Below are 16,750 nucleotides of genomic sequence, written 5' to 3'. Positions count from 1 at the left end.
GCGTGGCCTGGCCGGGAACCGGCCCTAGGGTCTCGTCACTCACAAGCTGTCTCCTTGCAACCGGCCACCAGCCGCTCGACGGCGTCGAGATGGGCGCAGCATCGCGCCTTCGCGGCCATGGTGGCAAGGGTGTCGGGGTCGAGCAGCGTCGCCAGCCGGTCGGCCAGCGTCGCCGCATGCATCTCGGACTGGGGCATCAGGGCCGCGGCCCCCTCGGCGACCAGGGCCGCGGCATTGGCGGTCTGGTGATCATCCACGGCATGGGGGAAGGGCACGAAGAGCGCCGGCTTGGCGGCCGCCGCCAGTTCCGCCACGGTCAACGCCCCGGCCCGGCACACCACCAGGTCGGCCCAATCGTAGGCGGCCGCCATGTCGTCGATGAAGGCCGTGACTTCCGCTTCGATGCCGTGCTGCTCATAGGCCTCCCGGGTGGCGGCATCCTTGTCGCGCCCGGCCTGGTGATGGACCTCGGGGCGACGCTCCGCCGGCAGGCGTGCCAGGGCCTCGGGCAGGCCACGGTTGAGCGCCAGCGCCCCCAGGGAGCCCCCTACCACCAGCAGTCGCAGCGGTCGGTCACGCATGATGGCGTCGGACCGCGGGCGCTCCCCGAGGGCGGCGATGTCGGATCGCACCGGGTTGCCGACCACCTCGGCGCGCCCCGGGAAGGCCTGGGGGAAGGCCGCGTAGACGCGGCGAGAGAGCCGGGCCAGGGCGCGGTTGGTCAGGCCGGCCACGGCGTTCTGCTCGTGGATGACCAGGGGGCGACGCATCAGCCAGGCGGCCAGCCCGCCGGGGCCACTGGCGAAGCCCCCCATGCCCACCACGAGCTGGGGATCGAACTCGCGGATGACACGTCCGGCCTGAGCCACGGCCCGCCCCAGCCGCCAGGGCGCCAGCAACCAGCCGGCCAGCCCCTTCCCGCGCAGGCCGCTCACGGCGACGCGATGCAGCGGCAATCCGGCCTCTGGCACCAGGCGGTTCTCGATGCCCCGCGGGCTGCCCAGCCAGGCCACCTCGACCCCCTCGGCCTGCAGGGCCCGGGCCAGCGACAGGGCCGGGATGACGTGCCCGCCGGTGCCACCGGCCATGATCAGGGCGCGACGGCCTTCGCGTCGATTCATGCTTCGCTTCCTCGTTTCGGGTCGGGAGGGCGGCGGCTCGGAGCCGTCGGCCGTGCCCGACGCACCGCCTGGCGGGTCTCGATGTCGACCCGGAGCAGGATCGCCATCATCGCGCAGCTGACCACCAGGCTCGAGCCGCCGTAGCTGAGCAGCGGCAGGGTCAACCCCTTGGTGGGCAGCATGCCGGTGCTCACGGCGATGTTGATGAAGGCCTGGGCGCCGATCACCAGGGCGATGCCATAGCTCAGGTAGGCGGCGAAGGCCAGCCCGGCCAGCTCGGCCCGCCGCCCCACGGCCATGGCGCGCCAGACCAGCAGCGCGAAGAGGCCGATCACCGCGATGGCGCCGATCAGCCCCAGCTCCTCGGCCAGCACGGCGAAGACGAAGTCGGTGTGGGCCTCGGGCAGGTAGAAGAGCTTCTGCACGCTGTTGCCCAGCCCGGTGCCGAACCAGTGGCCGCGGCCGAAGGCGATCAGCGCCTGGGTGAGCTGGTAACCGCTGGCGAACTGGTCGGCCCAGGGATCGGCGAAGCTGGTCAGCCGCGCCATGCGATAGGGTTCGGCCACGGCGGCGATGGCGCCCAGGGCACCGACCAGCAGCAGCAGCAGCAGGAAGCGTCCCCAGGGCGCGCCGGCCATCAGCAGCATGCCCATCACCGTGCCGGTCATCACCACCACGGCCCCGTAATCCGGCTCGAGGATCAACAGCCCGCCCATCAGCGCCATGACCACCAGCGGCCGCAGGAAGGCGCCCCATTGGCGCCTGACCTGGGGCAGGAAGCGCTCCAGATAGCCCGCCAGATAGGCGATCAGGCACAGCTTGGCGACCTCGGAGGGCTGAAGGTTGACGGGCACGCCGGGCAGCGACAGCCAGCGACGGCTGCCGTTGACCTCGCGGCCGGCGACCAGCACCAGCAGCAGCAGCCCCAGCCCCACCAGCAGCAGCAGCGGGCCGTTGGCCTTCCACCAGGCCAGGGGCACCCGCAGCACGGCGGCGGCGATGATCAGGCCGAGCAGCACATAGGCGCCGTGGCGCAGCGAGAAGTACCAGGCGTTGCCGGTCAGGCTCGAGGCCACGCCGGTGGACGCCGAGGTGACCATCACCCAGCCGATCAGCAACAGGGCCAGGGCCGCGACCACCAGCCAGCCGTCGACGGGCTGGTCGGCGGTGGACAGCCGCGCTCGCCAGCGGGCCAGGCGGCTCACGGCCCGGCCCCCGCGGTGATACGCGCCACCGCGCGGCGGAAGGCCTCGCCTCGAGCCTCGTAGTGGGGGAACTGATCCAGGCTCGCACAGGCCGGCGACAGCAGCACGCAGTCACCCGGCTCGGCGATCGCCGCGGCCCGGGCCATGGCGGCGTCGAGATCGTCGACCCGTGTCACGGGCAGGCTGCCCTCGAGCGCGTCCGCCAGCCGCGCGGCGTCGCGTCCGAAGAGGATGGCCTCGCGCCCGTGACGGGCCAGGGGCGGGGCCAGGGGCGAGAAGTCGGCCCCCTTGCCCACGCCGCCGGCGAGCAGGATCAGGCGCCCCTCGAGGGTCGGCCCCAGGCCGGCGATGGCGGCCAGGGTCGCCCCGACGTTGGTGCCCTTGGAGTCGTTGATCCAGCGCACCCCGCCCATCTCGGCCACCAGCTCGCCGCGATGCGCCAGACCGGCGAAGCGCTCGAGGACGCGGCGCATGGCGGGAAGCCCCAGGCCCAGGCGATGCCCCATGGCCAGCGCCGCCAGGGCATTGGCCTGGTTATGACGTCCGGGCAGGCGCACCGCCGACGCCGGCATCAGTGCCGTCTCGCCGTGCATCAGCCAGTCCCGGGGCCCCGTGCCGTCGTCGTGCTCGGCGATCCCCCACTCGCCCGCCCCGGGGATGCCGGTGCCGAACCGCTCCAGGGCCGGGGGCGGGACATCCGGCCAGGTCGCCGGGTCCTCGGCGTTGACGACGCCATGGCGGGCGCCCCGGAAGATGGCGAGCTTGGCGCGACGATAGCCGGCGAGGTCGCCGTGGCGATCGAGATGGTCCTCGGAGAGGTTGAGGAAGGCCGCCGTCTCGGCGCCGAGCCAGGGGGTGGTCTCGAGCTGGAAGCTCGACAGCTCGAGCACGAACAGCTCGGCATCGGGGCACGCGGCGAGCAGATCCAGGGCCGGGGTGCCCAGGTTGCCGCCCACCGCGACGCGGACCCCGGCCTCCTCGGCCATCTCGCCGAGCAGGGTGGTCACGGTGGACTTGGCGTTGGCGCCGGTGATGGCGGCGATGGGGGCGCGAGCCGCACGCACGAAGAGCGCGATCTCGCCGACCACCCGGGGGTCGCCGCCCTCGCCGACCCGCCCGGCCAGGGCCTCGAGGCCGGGGGTGCGGGGATCCACGCCGGGGCTGATCACCACCTCCCGGGCCTCGTCCATGTCGAGCTCGGTCAGGGGACCGCCGTGGAAGGCCACCCCGGGGTGAGCCGCCCGGAAGTCGGCCAGCCCCGGCGGCTCGCCCCGGGTGTCGGCGACCATGAAGGGGCGGCCCAGGCGATGCAGGTGGCGGCAGATGGCGCGCCCGGAGATCCCGAGCCCGACCACCAGGGTGACGCCCTTGGGCACCTTGATCATCGGCGGTTCCTCGCGGTTTGGGACGTGACGGCTCCGGGGAGCCTCAGCGAATCTTCAGGGTGGCCAGTCCCAGCAGCACCAGCACCACGGTGATGATCCAGAAGCGCACGATGACTCGCGGCTCCGGCCAGCCCTTGAGTTCGTAGTGATGGTGCAGCGGCGCCATGCGGAAGATCCGCCGGCCGGTGAGCTTGTAGGAGCCCACCTGCAGGATCACCGAGACGGTCTCCATGACGAAGATGCCGCCCATGATGAACAGCACGATCTCCTGGCGCACGATCACCGCCACCACACCCAGGGCGGCGCCCAGGGCGAGCGCCCCCACGTCGCCCATGAAGACCTGGGCCGGATAGGTGTTGAACCACAGGAATCCCAGTCCCGCCCCGGCGATGGTGGCGCAGAACACCGCCAGCTCCCCGGCGCCGGGGATCATCGGGATCTGCAGGTAGTCGGCGAAGACCGCATGCCCGCTGGCATAGGCGAAGACGGCGAGCCCCATGGCCACCAGGACGGTGGGCATGATCGCCAGGCCGTCGAGGCCATCGGTGAGGTTGACGGCGTTGGAGCTGCCGACGATCACGAAGTAGGTCAGCACGATGTAGAAGACCCCGAGCGGCAGCACGAACTCCTTGAACAGCGGCACGATCAGGCTGGTCTCCACCGGCGAGGCGGCGGTGACGTAGAGGATGGCCGCCGCGGCCAGCCCGATCACCGACTGCCAGAAGTACTTCCAGCGGGCCGGCAGCCCCCGGGGGTTCTTCTCGACCACCTTGCGATAGTCGTCGACCCAGCCGATGGCGCCGAAGCCCAGGGTCACGGCCAGCACCACCCAGACATAGTGGTTGGTCAGGTCCCCCCACAGCAGGGTGCTGACGGCGATGGCCATCAGGATCATGGCGCCGCCCATGGTCGGCGTGCCCGCCTTGGAGAGGTGCGACTGGGGACCGTCGTCGCGCACGGCCTGCCCGATCTGACGCTCCACCAGGCGGCGGATGACCACGGGCCCCAGCCACAGGCACAGCACCAGGGCCGTCAGGGTACCCAGGATCATGCGCAGGGTCAGATAGTTGAAGACGTTGAAGGCGCTCTGGAATTGCGCCAGTAGTTCAGCCAGAAAGAGCAGCATGTAATGCCTTACCTTGATGCGTCCGAGCGCAGCGCCGCGACCACGGTTTCCATGCCGGCGCTACGCGATCCCTTGACCAGCACGCTGGCCCCCGGCGGCAGATGACCCAGGACGTGACGCGTCAGCGCCTCCCGATCGTCGAAATGACACCCCGCCTCGCCGAAGGCGCGGCTCGCCGGCCGCGCGGCCTCGCCCACCGTGCCGAGGAAGTCGATGCCCAGTGCCCGGGCATGTTCGCCGACCTCGGCATGCAGCCGGTCGGAGGCCTCCCCCAGCTCGCCCATCGCGCCGAGCAGGCACCAGTGAGGCCCGGGCAGGCTCACCAGCAGGTCGAGGGCGGCCTTCACCGCCCCGGGGTTGGCGTTATAGGTATCGTCCAGCAGGCGGGTTTCCTTGACCCCGGCGACGATATCGAGGCGGCCCGGCATGGGGGTCACGGCCTCGAGACCGGCGACCACGTCCGATGGCGACAGCCCCATGGCCAGGGCGGCGGCTCCCGCCGCCAGGGCATTGGCCACGTTGTGGCGGCCGAGCAGGGCCAGTTTCACCCGACCCAGGTCCCGGCCGTCCAGAAACAGCGTGAAAGCATAGCGCCCGAGGGCATCGCAGACCAGTGTCTCGGCACGCAGACGCGCCGAGGGGGAGAAACCGAAGTCCAGCACCTCCCGCGGGGCGGCGAGGCTGGCCCAGGCGGCGAAGTAGCGATCGTCGCGGTTGAGCACCGCCACCCCGTCGCCGGGCAGCGACGCCAGGATCTCGGCCTTGGCCTGGGCGATGCGTCCCATGCCGCCGAACTCCCCCACGTGGGCGCCGGTGACGTTGGTGATCACCGCCACCCGGGGCTCGGCCAGGCTGGCCGTCCAGGCGATCTCGCCCAGGTGGTTGGCGCCGAGCTCCACCACCGCCTGACGGTGATACGGCGCGAGCTCGAGCAGCGTCAGGGGCGCCCCGATGTCGTTGTTGAGGTTGCCGCGGGTGGCCAGCGTCTCGCCGCGCCGGGCGAGCAGCGTGGCCAGCATCTGCTTGACGGTGGTCTTGCCGCTGTTGCCGGTCACCGCCGCCAGGGGCCCGGCCCAGGCACGGCGCCGGGCCCGACCGAGCAGGCCCAGCGCGAGCCGGGTGTCGGCGACCTCCAGCTGCGGCAGGGGGTCGTCGACGCGGCGCTCGACGAGGGCCGCTACCGCGCCGGCCTCCCGGGCTCGGGCCAGGAAGTCGTGACCGTCGAAGCGCTCCCCGACGAGCGCCACGAACAGCGCCCGGGGGGCGAGCCGGCGGGTGTCGGTGACGATCTCGCCCACCGGGAGGTTCCTGGCTGGCGCGGCCAGCCCCAGCGCCCGGGCCACCTCGGCCAGGGTCTCCAGTCCCACGCCGCTCATGCGCCGGCCCCCCGCCGTGCGGCGAGGGCCGCCTCGGCCTCGTCGAGGTCGGAGAAGGCGTGGCGGACCCCGAGGATCTCCTGATAGGTCTCGTGCCCCTTGCCGGCGATCAGGATGACGTCGTCGTCCGCCGCCTGGCGGATGGTCTCCCGGATGGCCTGCCCCCGGCCGTCGACGACCTCGGCGGCCTCCCGGCCGGCCACGGACAGGCCGGCGAGGATCGACCGGCGGATCGTCGCCGGGTCCTCGCTGCGGGGGTTGTCATCGGTGATCACCAATCGGTCGGCATGACGCTCGGCGGCGGCGGCCATCAGCGGGCGTTTGCCGCCGTCGCGGTCGCCGCCGCAGCCGAACAGGCACCACAGCCGGCCGGCATCCGGCAGGTGGGCGCGCAGGCCCTGCAGGGCGTTCTCCAGGGCGTCCGGGGTATGGGCATAGTCGATCACCACCGTGGGCGCCCCCTCGGCGACGAGCGCCTGCATGCGTCCCGGCACCGGGGACAGCTCGCCGGCCGCCTCGAACAGCGCCTCCAGGTCCTCGCCCAGGCCATGCAGGGTGGCGATGGCCAGCAGCACGTTGGTCAGGTTGAAGCGCCCCATCAGCGGCAGCGACAGCACCCGCTCGCCCCCGGGGGTGGCGATCAGGGCACGCTGGCCCTCGGCATGGGGGATCCAGTCCATCACCCGCAGGGTCACCGCCTCGTCCTCGCCGACCGCCAGCACCCGCACGCCCTCCGGCACGCCGGCCAGCATCAGCCGGGCCAGGGGATCCTCGGCGTTGACCACCGCCAGGGCGAGCTCCCGGCGGCGGAACAGCCGGGCCTTGGCCGCGGCATAGGCGGCCATGCTGCCGTGATAATCCAGGTGGTCGCGGCTCAGGTTGGTGAAGACGGCGGCCTGGACCCGGCACGCATCGAGGCGGTCCTGCTCCAGTGCATGGGAGGACACCTCCATGGCCACCCGCTCGATGCCGTCGGCGGCCAGCTCGCCGAGGGCGGCCTGCAGGGCCAGGGGACCGGGCGTGGTCAGGCTGCCCTCGCGCATCGCCCCCGGGCGACCGTGGCCCAGGGTGCCGATCATGCCGGCCGAGCGCCCCAGGCGCTCGCTCAAGGCGGCGACATAGTGGGTCACCGAGCTCTTCCCGTTGGTGCCGGTGACGCCGATCAGCTCGAGCTCCTCGGGTACCGCGAAGAGCGCTCGGCCCAGCTCCCCCAGGCGCTGGCGCAGGTGAGGCAGGGCCACCACCCGGGCGTCGGCTTGATCCCCGGGCCCTTCCTCGGCATGGGCCAGGACCAGGGCCGCTCCGGCCGCCAGGGCGGCCTCCACGAAGTCGCGGCCGTCCGCCGTCACGCCCGGCACGGCGACGAAGACGTCGCCGGGGGCCAGCGCACGGCTGTCCAGCCGCAGCCGGGTGCGCTCGGGCAGGGCGAGGGCCATCAGGGCCTCGCGCTGGCGTGGCCAGAGCGCGGCCAGCGCATCGATCAGGCGGGAGGCGGTCACGTCCATGGGGATCTCTCGTCGCGGGAGGAAAGGGTCTGGGAATCAGGCATCGTCGTCGCTTTCCAGGCGGTCGGGGGGCACGTCCAGGATGCGCAGGGCACTGCCGGCGACCCGGGAGAAGACCGGCGCCGCCACGGCGCCACCATAGTACTCGCCGGCCCTGGGGTGATCGATCATCACCACGGCGATCAGCCGCGGGTCGCTGGCGGGGGCGATGCCCACGAACAGCGAGCGATAGGCGTCCTCCTGGTAGCCCTCCCCCCCGGTCTTGCGCACGGTGCCGGTCTTGCCCGCCACGCTGTAGCCCGGCACCAGGGCACGCCGGGCGCCGGTGCCCGGTTCGACCACCTGATCCATCATGGCCAGCACGCGGTCGGCGACCTCGGGGTCGATCACGGGCTCCCCCTGGGGGGCCCGGGACAGGCGCAGCAGGGACGGCGGCAGGCGCTCGCCGTGATTGGCGATGGCGGTGTAGGCGCTGGCCAGCTGCAGCGCGGAGACCGACAGCCCATAGCCGTAGGACAGCGCCGCCCACTGGCTGCTGGACCAGCGCATCGGGGCCGGCACACTGCCGCCCGCCTCCCCAGGGAAGCCGGTCCCGGGGGCCTGATCGAAGCCCAGCGCCCGGTAACGATCGGGCACCACGGGATCGTCGAGCTGGAGGGTCAGCCTGGACATGCCGATGTTGGAGGACTTCTCGAGGATCCCGGCCAGGGTCAGCTCGCCGTAGTTGCGAATGTCCTTGATCGTATAGCGGTCGATGACCATCCAGCCCGGCGAGGTGTCCACCACCGTCCCGGGCGGGAAGCGCCCGGTCTCGAGCAGGGCCGACATGGCCAGCGGCTTCATCACCGAGCCGGGCTCGAAGACGTCGACGATGGCCCGGTTGCGAAGCCCGCGGGGATCGAGGCCGGCGCGGTCGTTAGGGTTGTAGGACGGCTGGTTGGCCATGGCCAGCACCTCGCCGGTCCGGGCATCGAGCATCACCAGCACGCCGCCGTCGGCACCGTGCTCGTCCACCGCCGCCTTGAGCTCCCGGTAGGCCATGTACTGCAGCCGCTGATCGATAGACAGGGTCAGGTCGCCGCCGGGTTCGGCCTCGCGCAGCACCGCCAGGTCGCGAACCAGACGGCCACGCCGGTCCTTGAGCACCCGCCGACGCCCCGGCACGCCGGCAAGATAGGGCTGGTAGGCCAGCTCCAGGCCCTCCTGGCCCTGGTCGTCGATGTTGGTCACGCCGATGAGCTGGGCGACCACCTCGCCGGCCGGGTAGTAGCGCTTGTACTCCTCGCGCTTGTGGACCCCGGGGATCCGCAGGTCCAGCACCCGCTGGGCGGCCTCGGGGGTCATGCGCCGGCGCAGGTACATGAACTCGCGATCCGCATAGCGCGCCAGCCGCGCCTCCAGGGCGTCCAGGTCCTGCCCCAGGGCCCGGGCCAGCTGCAGCCGCTGGATGCCATCGTCGGGAAGGTCCTGAGGGTTCGCCCAGAGGGTCACCACCGGGGTCGAGATGGCCAGGGGCTCGCCGTGGCGGTCGGTGATCATGCCGCGGTGGGCGGGAATCTCGTGGACGCGCAGCGTCCGGGCATCGCCCTGCCCCTGGAGGAAGGAGCGGTCGAAGACGTGCAGGTCGACGATGCGTCCGGCCAGCAGCGCCAGGCCGAGCAACACCAACCCCATCACCAGCCGATAGCGGGCGCGGCCCATGGGGGCCATGGGGGACGGCGTGCGCGGGGTGGCGGCACCGCCGGGCGCAGGACTCATCGCCGGATGACCTCCACTTCCTCGATGGCCGGCAGGCGCATCTCCAGGCGCTCGCTGGCCAGGCGCTCGATGCGCGCCGGGGACGACCAGGCGCCCTCCTCGAGCAGCAGCTGGCCCCACTCGGTCTGCAGTTGCTGCTGCTCGCGCTCGAGCTGCTGGAGGCGCGCGTACTGCTCACGGGTCAGGTGGCTGGTGGCGATCACCGCCAGGGCGGCGCCCAGGCAGGCCAGCAGCAAGACGCCGTTGACCACCAGCGCCAGGGTCGGGCGAAGGCGCAGCGGCCAGCGATAGACGGAGACGCGTCCCTGAGCCATGCCGCGACCTCAGTAGCGCTTGCGCGCCGCCCGCATCACCGCGCTGCGGGCGCGGGGATTGGCCTCGACCTCCTCCGGCCCGGGTCGGCGTGCCTTGCCCAGGGCCTCCAGGCGACGGTGGAGCTGGTCGTCACGCAGGGGCACGCCCTTGGGAAGGTGAGTGTCGCCGCGCACGTGATCGCGAATGAAGCGCTTGACGCGGCGATCCTCCAGGGAGTGGAAGCTGATCACCACCAGGTGGCCGCCGGGGGCCAGGGCCTCCAGGGCGGCCGCCAGGGCGGCGTCGAGCTGGTCGAGCTCGCCGTTGACCTGGATGCGCAGGGCCTGGAAGGCCCGGGTGGCCGGATGCTTGCCCTTCTCCCAGGCGGGATGGGCGGCCTTGATCACCTCGGCCAGGTCGGCGGTCCGGGTGAAGGGCCGCTCGACGCGGCGCTCGACGATGGCCCGCGCCAGCCGGCGGGCGAAGCGCTCCTCGCCGTAGGTCTTGAAGACCCGGGCGATCTCGCCCTCGGGGGCGCGGGCCAGCCAGTCCGCGGCACTCTCGCCGCGGCTCGGGTCCATGCGCATGTCCAGAGGGCCGTCGCGCAGGAAGCTGAAGCCGCGCTCCGGGTCGTCGAGCTGGGGCGAGGAGACGCCGACGTCGAGCAGGATGCCGGCCAGTCCGCCGTGCAGGCCGTGGGCCTCGGCGATCTCGCCCAGCCGGGCGAACTCGCCCTGCTCGATGGAGAAGCGCGGATCGGCGATGGTTGCCGGCTCGGCGATCGCCTGCGGATCGCGGTCGATGGCCAGAAGTCGCCCCTCGGGCGCCAGCCGCGCGAGGATCGCCCGGGAGTGGCCGCCACGACCGAAGGTGCCGTCCAGGTAGGCGCCGGCCGGGTCGTGGATCAGGGCATCGACGGCGCCGTCGAGCAGGACGCTGGCATGGCGAAAGCCGCGGGCGGATTGTTCGGGGGCGGAGGACGTCATGCACTTCTCGTCGAGGGCTGCCGGGAATGCCGAGGGGGACGGCGGGGAAAACGGGGGGAGTCGGCCGATAAGCCGGGTTCTGTCGTGGACAGCCATTCCTCTAGGGGCGACGTCACCGTCGTCCTCGAGCAACCTACCCGAACCCGACGCGGGCCACGCCATGGGGTTCCTATTTGGTCTTGCTCCGAGTGGGGTTTACCGTGCCACGCACTGTTACCAGGCGCGCGGTGCGCTCTTACCGCACCCTTTCACCCTTACCGGCCTCCCGCGGGAGACGTAGGCGGTCTGCTCTCTGCTGCACTTTCCGTCGGCTCGCGCCGCCCAGGCGTTACCTGGCACTCTGCCCTGTGGAGCCCGGACTTTCCTCCCCCGGCATACGCCGGCGGCGACTGTCTGGCCAACTCCCGCGGCAAGCATACCAGCGCCCTGCCCCCCTCTCAATCTTCGCGCCCGTCCTTGAGCGCCTGGGCCCGGGCGTACCAGGCCTTCTTGGCGCCGCCCAGCAGCCGGGTGGTCACCGCCGCGGCCTGCTTGACCCCGACCCCCTCGGTGAGCAGGGCGATCAGCAGGGTATCGGCCTCCACGGCCGAGGCCTCGCCGGCCTCACGGGGCGGGGCTCCGGCCACCATGACCACGAACTCGCCCCGGGCCTGGTCCGGATCCTCGGCCAGGCGCCCCATCAGCGTCTCGGCGGAGCCGTCGAGGAAGGTCTCGTAGGTCTTGGTCAACTCCCGGGCGAGCACCACCCGACGCTCACCCAGGCTCCCGGCGATATCGGCCAGGGTATCGCGGATGCGGTGCGGGGACTCGTAGAAGACCAGGGTCTCCTCCCGCTCGGCCAGGGCCTCGAGACGGCCGCGACGCGCGCCCCCCTTGGCCGGCAGGAAGCCCTGGAAGACGAAGCGGTCGGTGGGCAGGCCGGCCGCCGAGAGCGCCGTGACCAGGGCACAGGGACCGGGCACGGGCACCACCCGCCGCCCGCGCTGTCGAAGCTCTCGCACCAGCACGAACCCCGGGTCGCTGATCAAGGGGGTGCCGGCATCGCTGACCAGGGCCACCCTCTCGCCGGCGGCGAGCCGCGCGTCGAGCTGGGCGACCCGGGCGGCCTCGTTGTGCTCGTGCAGCGACAGCATCGGCGGGGCGATGCCCAGGTGGCGCAGCAGCCGCGCCGTGTGCCGGGTATCCTCGGCCGCCACCAGGTCGACCTCGCCCAGCAACCGGGCGGCCCGAGGGCTGAGGTCCTCCAGATTCCCAATCGGCGTGGCGACCACGTACAATACCCCTGCGATGGCGTCTGACATTTCGGCTCCTGGCATGCATCCCGCACATGAGGACAAGGAAGGATTCATGAAGACTTCGTCTCGCGGCCTGCTGGCCGCCGCGCTCCTGGCGCTGACCCTGGCCGGCTGCGCCTACCAGCCCGCCATCACCCAGCGTCCCCCCGCCGACCCGGACCAGCTGCTGGCGGGAGCGGAGCAGCAGGCTCCCGAGCAGGCCGCGCGGTCGCGGCTGGAGGCGGCCGACATCCTAGCACGCCAGGGGCGCCGCCCCCAGGCGCTGGAGGTCGCCAAGGCGATCGACGACAGCCGGCTTCCCGCCGAGGCGCGAGTCCGCTGGGCCTTGCTGCTCTCGGACCTGGGCGAGACCCAGGGCGACCCCTGGGCGGTGATCCAGGCCGCCCAGTTGCTGGACGAGGTGCGCTTTTCCCGGGCTGATGCCAATCTGCTGCGGGAACGCCAGGGCCGCGCCCTGGCCCAGGTCGATGAGCCGCAGGCCGCCGCCCGGGTGCTGATGCGGCTGCAGGCCGAGACAGGGCGCCTCGATCTCAACGATCCCATCTGGGAGCCGCTCTCCCGGCTGGCCCCGGGCGCCATCGAGGAACTGCGCGAGGGCGCCGCCGAGCCCACCCTCGCCTGGCTGGCGCTGGCCGACCTGGTGCGCAGCGAGAGCGGCGACATCCAGCGCCTGTTCACGCGGCTCGACGACTGGCGCAGCCGCTACCCGGAACATCCGGCGGCCCGGCGCCTGCCCTCGGACATCCTGGCACTGCGTGAGCTGCGTGGGCGGGAGGTACGCCACATCGCCGTCTTCCTGCCCGAGTCGGGTCCCCTGGCCGGCGTCGCCGATGCCATCGAGGAAGGCATCCGGGCCCATCACCTGAACAGCGTGAACACGGGCTCCAGCGGCGCCCGCCTGACCTTCCTGGATTCCAGCCGGGGCTCCCTGGACGGCCTCTACGAGGAGGCCCGCAACCGAGGCGCCCAGGTGGTGCTCGGCCCGCTGGACAAGGAGGCGGTCAGCGCCCTGGAAGGCCGCGATCGGGTGCCCATGCCCACCCTCGCCCTGAACTACGGCCAGGCCCAGCGCAATGGCGCCGAGGGGCTCTTCCAGTACGGCCTGTCCGCCGAGGACGAGGCTCGCCAGGTCGCCGCCCGGGGGCGGCAGGACGGTCACCGCACGGCATCGTTGCTGGTGCCGGACAACGCCTGGGGCCGCCGGGTGGGCGAGGCCTTCGCCGCCGCCTGGCGGGAGCGGGACGGGGAGATCGCCAACGCCGTCCGCTACAACCCCGGCATGCCGGCCACCGAGAGCACCCGTCGCGCCCTGGGATCGACCCGGCCCGACATGCTCTTCCTGCTGGCGCTGCCCGACTATGCCCGCCAGGTCCCGCCGACCATCGACTACTACGCCTACGAGGATGACCTGCCGGTGTATGCCACCTCCCATCTCTACGAGGGGCGTCCGCAGCCGCGCCTCGACCAGGATCTCGACGGGGTGATGTTCCTCGACATTCCCTGGCAGATTCCCGACGCGGCCGTGGGTGGCGAGGAGGCCCTGCCCTTCCTCGACAGCTACCGGCAGCTGCGCGAGGAGTCGGATCCGGCGATGTTCCGGCTGATGGCCATGGGCGTGGACGCCTACGAGCTGGCCCGGCGCCTGCCGCAGTTCCAGGCCATCCCGGGCAGCGAGCTGTTCGGAGCCACCGGCACCCTGAGCGCGAGCGACGATGGGCGCATCCGCCGCGCGCTCCCCTGGGCACGCTTCCAGGACGGCGTGCCCCAGCCGGCCATCGACCTGCGTCGCTTCACCGATGGCCGGGCCCTCTGACGCCCGGGCCCGGGGCGCCCGGATCGAGCGCCTCGCCGCCGACTGGCTGACCGACCGGGGCCTGGTCCTGGAGGCCGCCAACCAGCACGCCAAGGGCGGCGAGCTCGACCTGGTCATGCGCGACGGCGGGACCCTGGTGTTCGTGGAGGTGCGCCATCGCGCCGACAGCCGTCACGGTCACCCGCTCGAGACCGTCACCGCCGCCAAGCGCCGCCGCCTGATCCGGGCGGCGCGTTTTTATCTGCAGCGCAACGGGCTATCATGTGCCTGCCGCTTCGATGTGCTGGCCGTGACCGGCACCCCACCCCACCTCGAGTTCCAGTGGGTGCCCGGCGCCTTCGAAGCGTTCTGACCCAAGGACCAGGAAGCCAAGATGGATTTCCAGAACCGCATTCTCGGACACTTCAACGCCAGCATCGACACCAAGACCTACGCCAGCGAGGTGCTGCCGCCCTTCATCGAGGTCGCCAGCCAGATGATGGTGCAGGCCCTGGTCAACGAAGGGAAGATCCTGGCCTGCGGCAACGGCGGCAGCGCCGGCGACAGCCAGCATTTCTCCTCCGAGCTGCTCAACCGCTTCGAGCGCGAGCGCCCCAGCCTCCCCGCCCTGGCGCTGACCACCGATACCTCGACGCTGACCTCGATCGCCAACGACTACAGCTACAACGAGGTGTATTCCAAGCAGGTGCGCGCACTGGGCCAGCCCGGCGACGTCCTGCTGGCGATCTCCACCAGCGGCAACTCCGGCAACGTCATCCAGGCCATCCAGGCCGCCCATGATCGCGAGATGACCGTCGTCGCCCTGACCGGCCGGGATGGGGGCAACATGGCCTCCCTGCTGGGCCAGGACGACTGCGAGATCCGGGTGCCCGCCACCTCCACCGCGCGCATCCAGGAGGTTCACCTGCTGGTGATCCACTGCCTGTGCGACCTGATCGACGAACAACTCTTCGGCGCGAGCGAGTGATGCCCATGTCCTACAAGTCCCGCTTCCTCGGCCTGTCCCTGGCCCTGCTCCAGGCCCTGTCCGGCTGCACCGCCGTGACCTCCGTCACCCATCCCGGCACCATCGAGGAGAACTACGGCGAACGCACCCTCGGCACCAGGGTCGAGGACGAGAGCATCGAGACCAAGATCGCCCACAACCTCGCCAGCACCGACGCCAGGCTCGGCGATGCCCGCATCAACGTCGACAGCTTCAACGGCGTGGTGCTGCTCACCGGCCAGGTACCCAGCCAGGAACTCAAGGCCATGGCCGAACGCGTCGCCGGCCAGGTGCGCAACGTGCGCCGGGTCCACAACGAGTTGGCCATCGCCGCCAACCTCCCGGCCGGCGAGCGTCTCGCCGACACCTGGCTGCATACGCGGGTGCGCACGGCCCTGGTGGCCAACGAGGCCATCGACTCCAGCCGACTGCGCATCGTCACCGAGAACGACAGCGTCTACCTGATGGGGATCGTCAGCCGGTCGGAGGCCGATCGCATCGTCGCCGCGGTGCGCAATACCGGCGGCATGCGGCGTATCGTCAAGGTCTTCGACTACCTGGACTGACCCCCGCCGCCCATGAAAGAAAACGGCAGGCCCGAAGGCCTGCCGTTTTTCGTGGGCGCCCGCCCCGGGCGGACGCCTCGGTCACTTGACCACGCGCAGCGAGGGACGCCCTTTCTTCGGCGCCTCCGCGTCGCCTTCGGAGGTGGACTCACCGGGCTCGGCATCCTCGACGCTCGACAGCGACGGCCCGCTCCGTTCGGCGCCTGGCTCCTCGTCGGGGTCGACGCCGGCCGCCGATGGCATGACCGGCTCGTGGCCGAAGACCATGCCCACGCCGTTTTCCCGGGCGTAGAGCGCGATCAGCGCCTCGGTGGGCACCATGACCCGCATCGGCTGGCCGCCGAAGCGCGCGGAGAAGCTGATGGCCTCGTTGTCCATGGACAGGTCGCGGACGGCGGTGACGCCGAGGTTGAGCACGATCTGCCCGTTCTGCACGAACTGCCTCGGCACCTCGACGCCTTCCTGCTCGGCATCCACCACGATGTAGGGGGTCAGCTCGTTGTCCAGCAACCACTCGTACAGGGCCCGGGCGATATAGGGACGACTAGACTGCATCGGTTTGGCCCTCCTGGGTTCGGGGCCCCGGCGCGGCCGGGGCATGAAGGGATGTCAGGGGCGCATCTCGCGTTCGCCCTCGCTCAGCGAGGCCTTGAACCCCTCGCGGTCGAAGACCCGCTCCATGTAGCCCATCAGCGGCTTGACCTGCTTTTCCGGGAGTTCGATGCCGAGCACCGGCAGCCGCCACAGGATGGGGGCCAGGCAACAGTCGACGAGGGTGAACTCCTCGCTCATGAAGAACGGCATGTCCTCGAAGATCGGCGAGATGCCGACCAGGCTCTCGCGCAGCTCCTTGCGCGCCTTCTCGGCCTCCTTCTTGGCACCCTGCCGGATCTGCTCGACCAGCGGGCACCACTCGCGCTCGATGCGATGCATCCAGAGCCGGCTCTGGGCGCGAGCCACCGGATACACCGGCAGCAGCGGGGGATGCGGGAAACGCTCGTCGAGGTACTCCATCATCACCTTGGACTCGTAGAGCACCAGATCGCGGTCGATCAGCGTGGGCACGCTGTTGTAAGGGTTGAGATCGGCGAGCTCCTCCGGGTGATGCTCATCCGTGACCTCGACGATGTCCACCGCCACGCCCTTCTCGGCGAGCACGATACGCACCCGATGACTGTAATGATCATCGCCCCCGGAGTAGAAGGTCATCGACGACCGCTTGGCCACTACACCCATGAAACAATCCTCGCATCAGTTCGTGCCGAGATGATAACACGACGCACCCACTCCCGGGGCGTCGCCTAAGATCGCGCAGGGGCGCATGGCCATGGCCAT

16 protein-coding genes and 1 other RNA gene are annotated in these 16,750 nt (G+C 71.5%); 4 read left to right on the top strand and 13 right to left on the bottom strand.

Going from position 1 to position 16,750, the window contains the following annotated elements; genetic code table 11:
- Positions 1-35: 35 nt before the first annotated feature.
- From murG to rsmI, 11 genes are all read right to left on the bottom strand, one after another.
- Positions 36-1,121, bottom strand: coding sequence for an undecaprenyldiphospho-muramoylpentapeptide beta-N-acetylglucosaminyltransferase (gene murG / locus BEI_RS06070; RefSeq protein WP_097788672.1), 1,086 nt, complete (start codon positions 1,119-1,121; stop codon positions 36-38).
- The gene (gene ftsW / locus BEI_RS06065) at positions 1,118-2,326 is read right to left on the bottom strand and encodes a putative lipid II flippase FtsW (protein ID WP_097788671.1); all 1,209 of its coding nucleotides are present in this window, start codon (positions 2,324-2,326) and stop codon (positions 1,118-1,120) included. The genes murG and ftsW overlap by 4 nt, the downstream gene beginning before the upstream one ends.
- The gene (gene murD, locus BEI_RS06060) at positions 2,323-3,711 is read right to left on the bottom strand and encodes a UDP-N-acetylmuramoyl-L-alanine--D-glutamate ligase (protein WP_097788670.1); all 1,389 of its coding nucleotides are present in this window, start codon (positions 3,709-3,711) and stop codon (positions 2,323-2,325) included. Before murD ends, ftsW begins: the two co-directional genes overlap by 4 nt.
- 43 nt (positions 3,712-3,754) lie before the next feature.
- Positions 3,755-4,837 carry a phospho-N-acetylmuramoyl-pentapeptide-transferase gene (gene mraY, locus BEI_RS06055; RefSeq protein ID WP_097788669.1) on the bottom strand — a complete coding sequence of 361 codons (1,083 nt, stop codon included), beginning with the start codon at positions 4,835-4,837 and terminating at the stop codon, positions 3,755-3,757.
- 8 nt (positions 4,838-4,845) lie between these two features.
- On the bottom strand, positions 4,846-6,213 hold the full coding sequence (locus BEI_RS06050; RefSeq protein ID WP_097788668.1) for a UDP-N-acetylmuramoyl-tripeptide--D-alanyl-D-alanine ligase: 1,368 nt from the start codon (positions 6,211-6,213) through the stop codon (positions 4,846-4,848).
- Positions 6,210-7,718 (bottom strand): UDP-N-acetylmuramoyl-L-alanyl-D-glutamate--2,6-diaminopimelate ligase, encoded by a 1,509-nt coding sequence (locus tag BEI_RS06045; RefSeq protein WP_097788667.1) that lies wholly within the window; start codon positions 7,716-7,718, stop codon positions 6,210-6,212. The genes BEI_RS06050 and BEI_RS06045 overlap by 4 nt, the downstream gene beginning before the upstream one ends.
- A 36-nt stretch (positions 7,719-7,754) precedes the next feature.
- Positions 7,755-9,476 (bottom strand): peptidoglycan D,D-transpeptidase FtsI family protein, encoded by a 1,722-nt coding sequence (locus tag BEI_RS06040; protein ID WP_097788666.1) that lies wholly within the window; start codon positions 9,474-9,476, stop codon positions 7,755-7,757.
- Positions 9,473-9,790 carry a cell division protein FtsL gene (gene ftsL, locus BEI_RS06035; RefSeq protein ID WP_097788665.1) on the bottom strand — a complete coding sequence of 106 codons (318 nt, stop codon included), beginning with the start codon at positions 9,788-9,790 and terminating at the stop codon, positions 9,473-9,475. The genes BEI_RS06040 and ftsL overlap by 4 nt, the downstream gene beginning before the upstream one ends.
- 9 nt (positions 9,791-9,799) lie before the next feature.
- Positions 9,800-10,756, bottom strand: a complete 957-nt coding sequence (gene rsmH, locus BEI_RS06030; RefSeq protein ID WP_097788664.1) for a 16S rRNA (cytosine(1402)-N(4))-methyltransferase RsmH — start codon at positions 10,754-10,756, stop codon at positions 9,800-9,802.
- Positions 10,757-10,808: 52 nt separating this feature from the next.
- Positions 10,809-11,161: RNase P RNA component class A (gene rnpB, locus BEI_RS06025), an RNA gene on the bottom strand.
- Between the two features lie 32 nt (positions 11,162-11,193).
- Positions 11,194-12,057 carry a 16S rRNA (cytidine(1402)-2'-O)-methyltransferase gene (gene rsmI / locus BEI_RS06020; RefSeq protein ID WP_097788663.1) on the bottom strand — a complete coding sequence of 288 codons (864 nt, stop codon included), beginning with the start codon at positions 12,055-12,057 and terminating at the stop codon, positions 11,194-11,196.
- Between the two features lie 46 nt (positions 12,058-12,103).
- Between rsmI and BEI_RS06015 the strand changes: the two genes are divergently transcribed.
- From BEI_RS06015 to BEI_RS06000, 4 genes are read left to right on the top strand one after another with little or no spacing between them, the layout of a single operon-like run.
- Positions 12,104-13,864, top strand: coding sequence for a penicillin-binding protein activator (locus tag BEI_RS06015; protein WP_097788662.1), 1,761 nt, complete (start codon positions 12,104-12,106; stop codon positions 13,862-13,864).
- Positions 13,848-14,216, top strand: a complete 369-nt coding sequence (locus tag BEI_RS06010; RefSeq protein WP_097788661.1) for a YraN family protein — start codon at positions 13,848-13,850, stop codon at positions 14,214-14,216. The genes BEI_RS06015 and BEI_RS06010 overlap by 17 nt, the downstream gene beginning before the upstream one ends.
- Positions 14,217-14,237: 21 nt before the next feature.
- A complete protein-coding gene (locus BEI_RS06005; RefSeq protein WP_097788660.1) occupies positions 14,238-14,831 on the top strand; it encodes a phosphoheptose isomerase in 594 nt (197 codons plus the stop codon).
- Between the two features lie 5 nt (positions 14,832-14,836).
- The gene (locus tag BEI_RS06000; RefSeq protein WP_097791013.1) at positions 14,837-15,415 is read left to right on the top strand and encodes a BON domain-containing protein; all 579 of its coding nucleotides are present in this window, start codon (positions 14,837-14,839) and stop codon (positions 15,413-15,415) included.
- Between the two features lie 81 nt (positions 15,416-15,496).
- On the opposite strand, the gene BEI_RS05995 is transcribed toward BEI_RS06000, so the two are convergent.
- Both BEI_RS05995 and sspA read right to left on the bottom strand, forming a co-directional pair.
- Positions 15,497-15,970 carry a ClpXP protease specificity-enhancing factor gene (locus tag BEI_RS05995; RefSeq protein ID WP_097788659.1) on the bottom strand — a complete coding sequence of 158 codons (474 nt, stop codon included), beginning with the start codon at positions 15,968-15,970 and terminating at the stop codon, positions 15,497-15,499.
- A gap of 54 nt (positions 15,971-16,024) precedes the next feature.
- Positions 16,025-16,651, bottom strand: coding sequence for a stringent starvation protein SspA (sspA, locus tag BEI_RS05990; protein WP_097788658.1), 627 nt, complete (start codon positions 16,649-16,651; stop codon positions 16,025-16,027).
- Between the last annotated feature and the right edge of the window lie 99 nt (positions 16,652-16,750).

The sequence above is a fragment of the Halomonas beimenensis genome (assembly GCF_002549795.1).
GTDB lineage: Bacteria > Pseudomonadota > Gammaproteobacteria > Pseudomonadales > Halomonadaceae > Halomonas > Halomonas beimenensis.
Note: the sequence above shows the minus strand (reverse complement) of the source record. Positions and strands in the feature narration are given on the sequence as shown.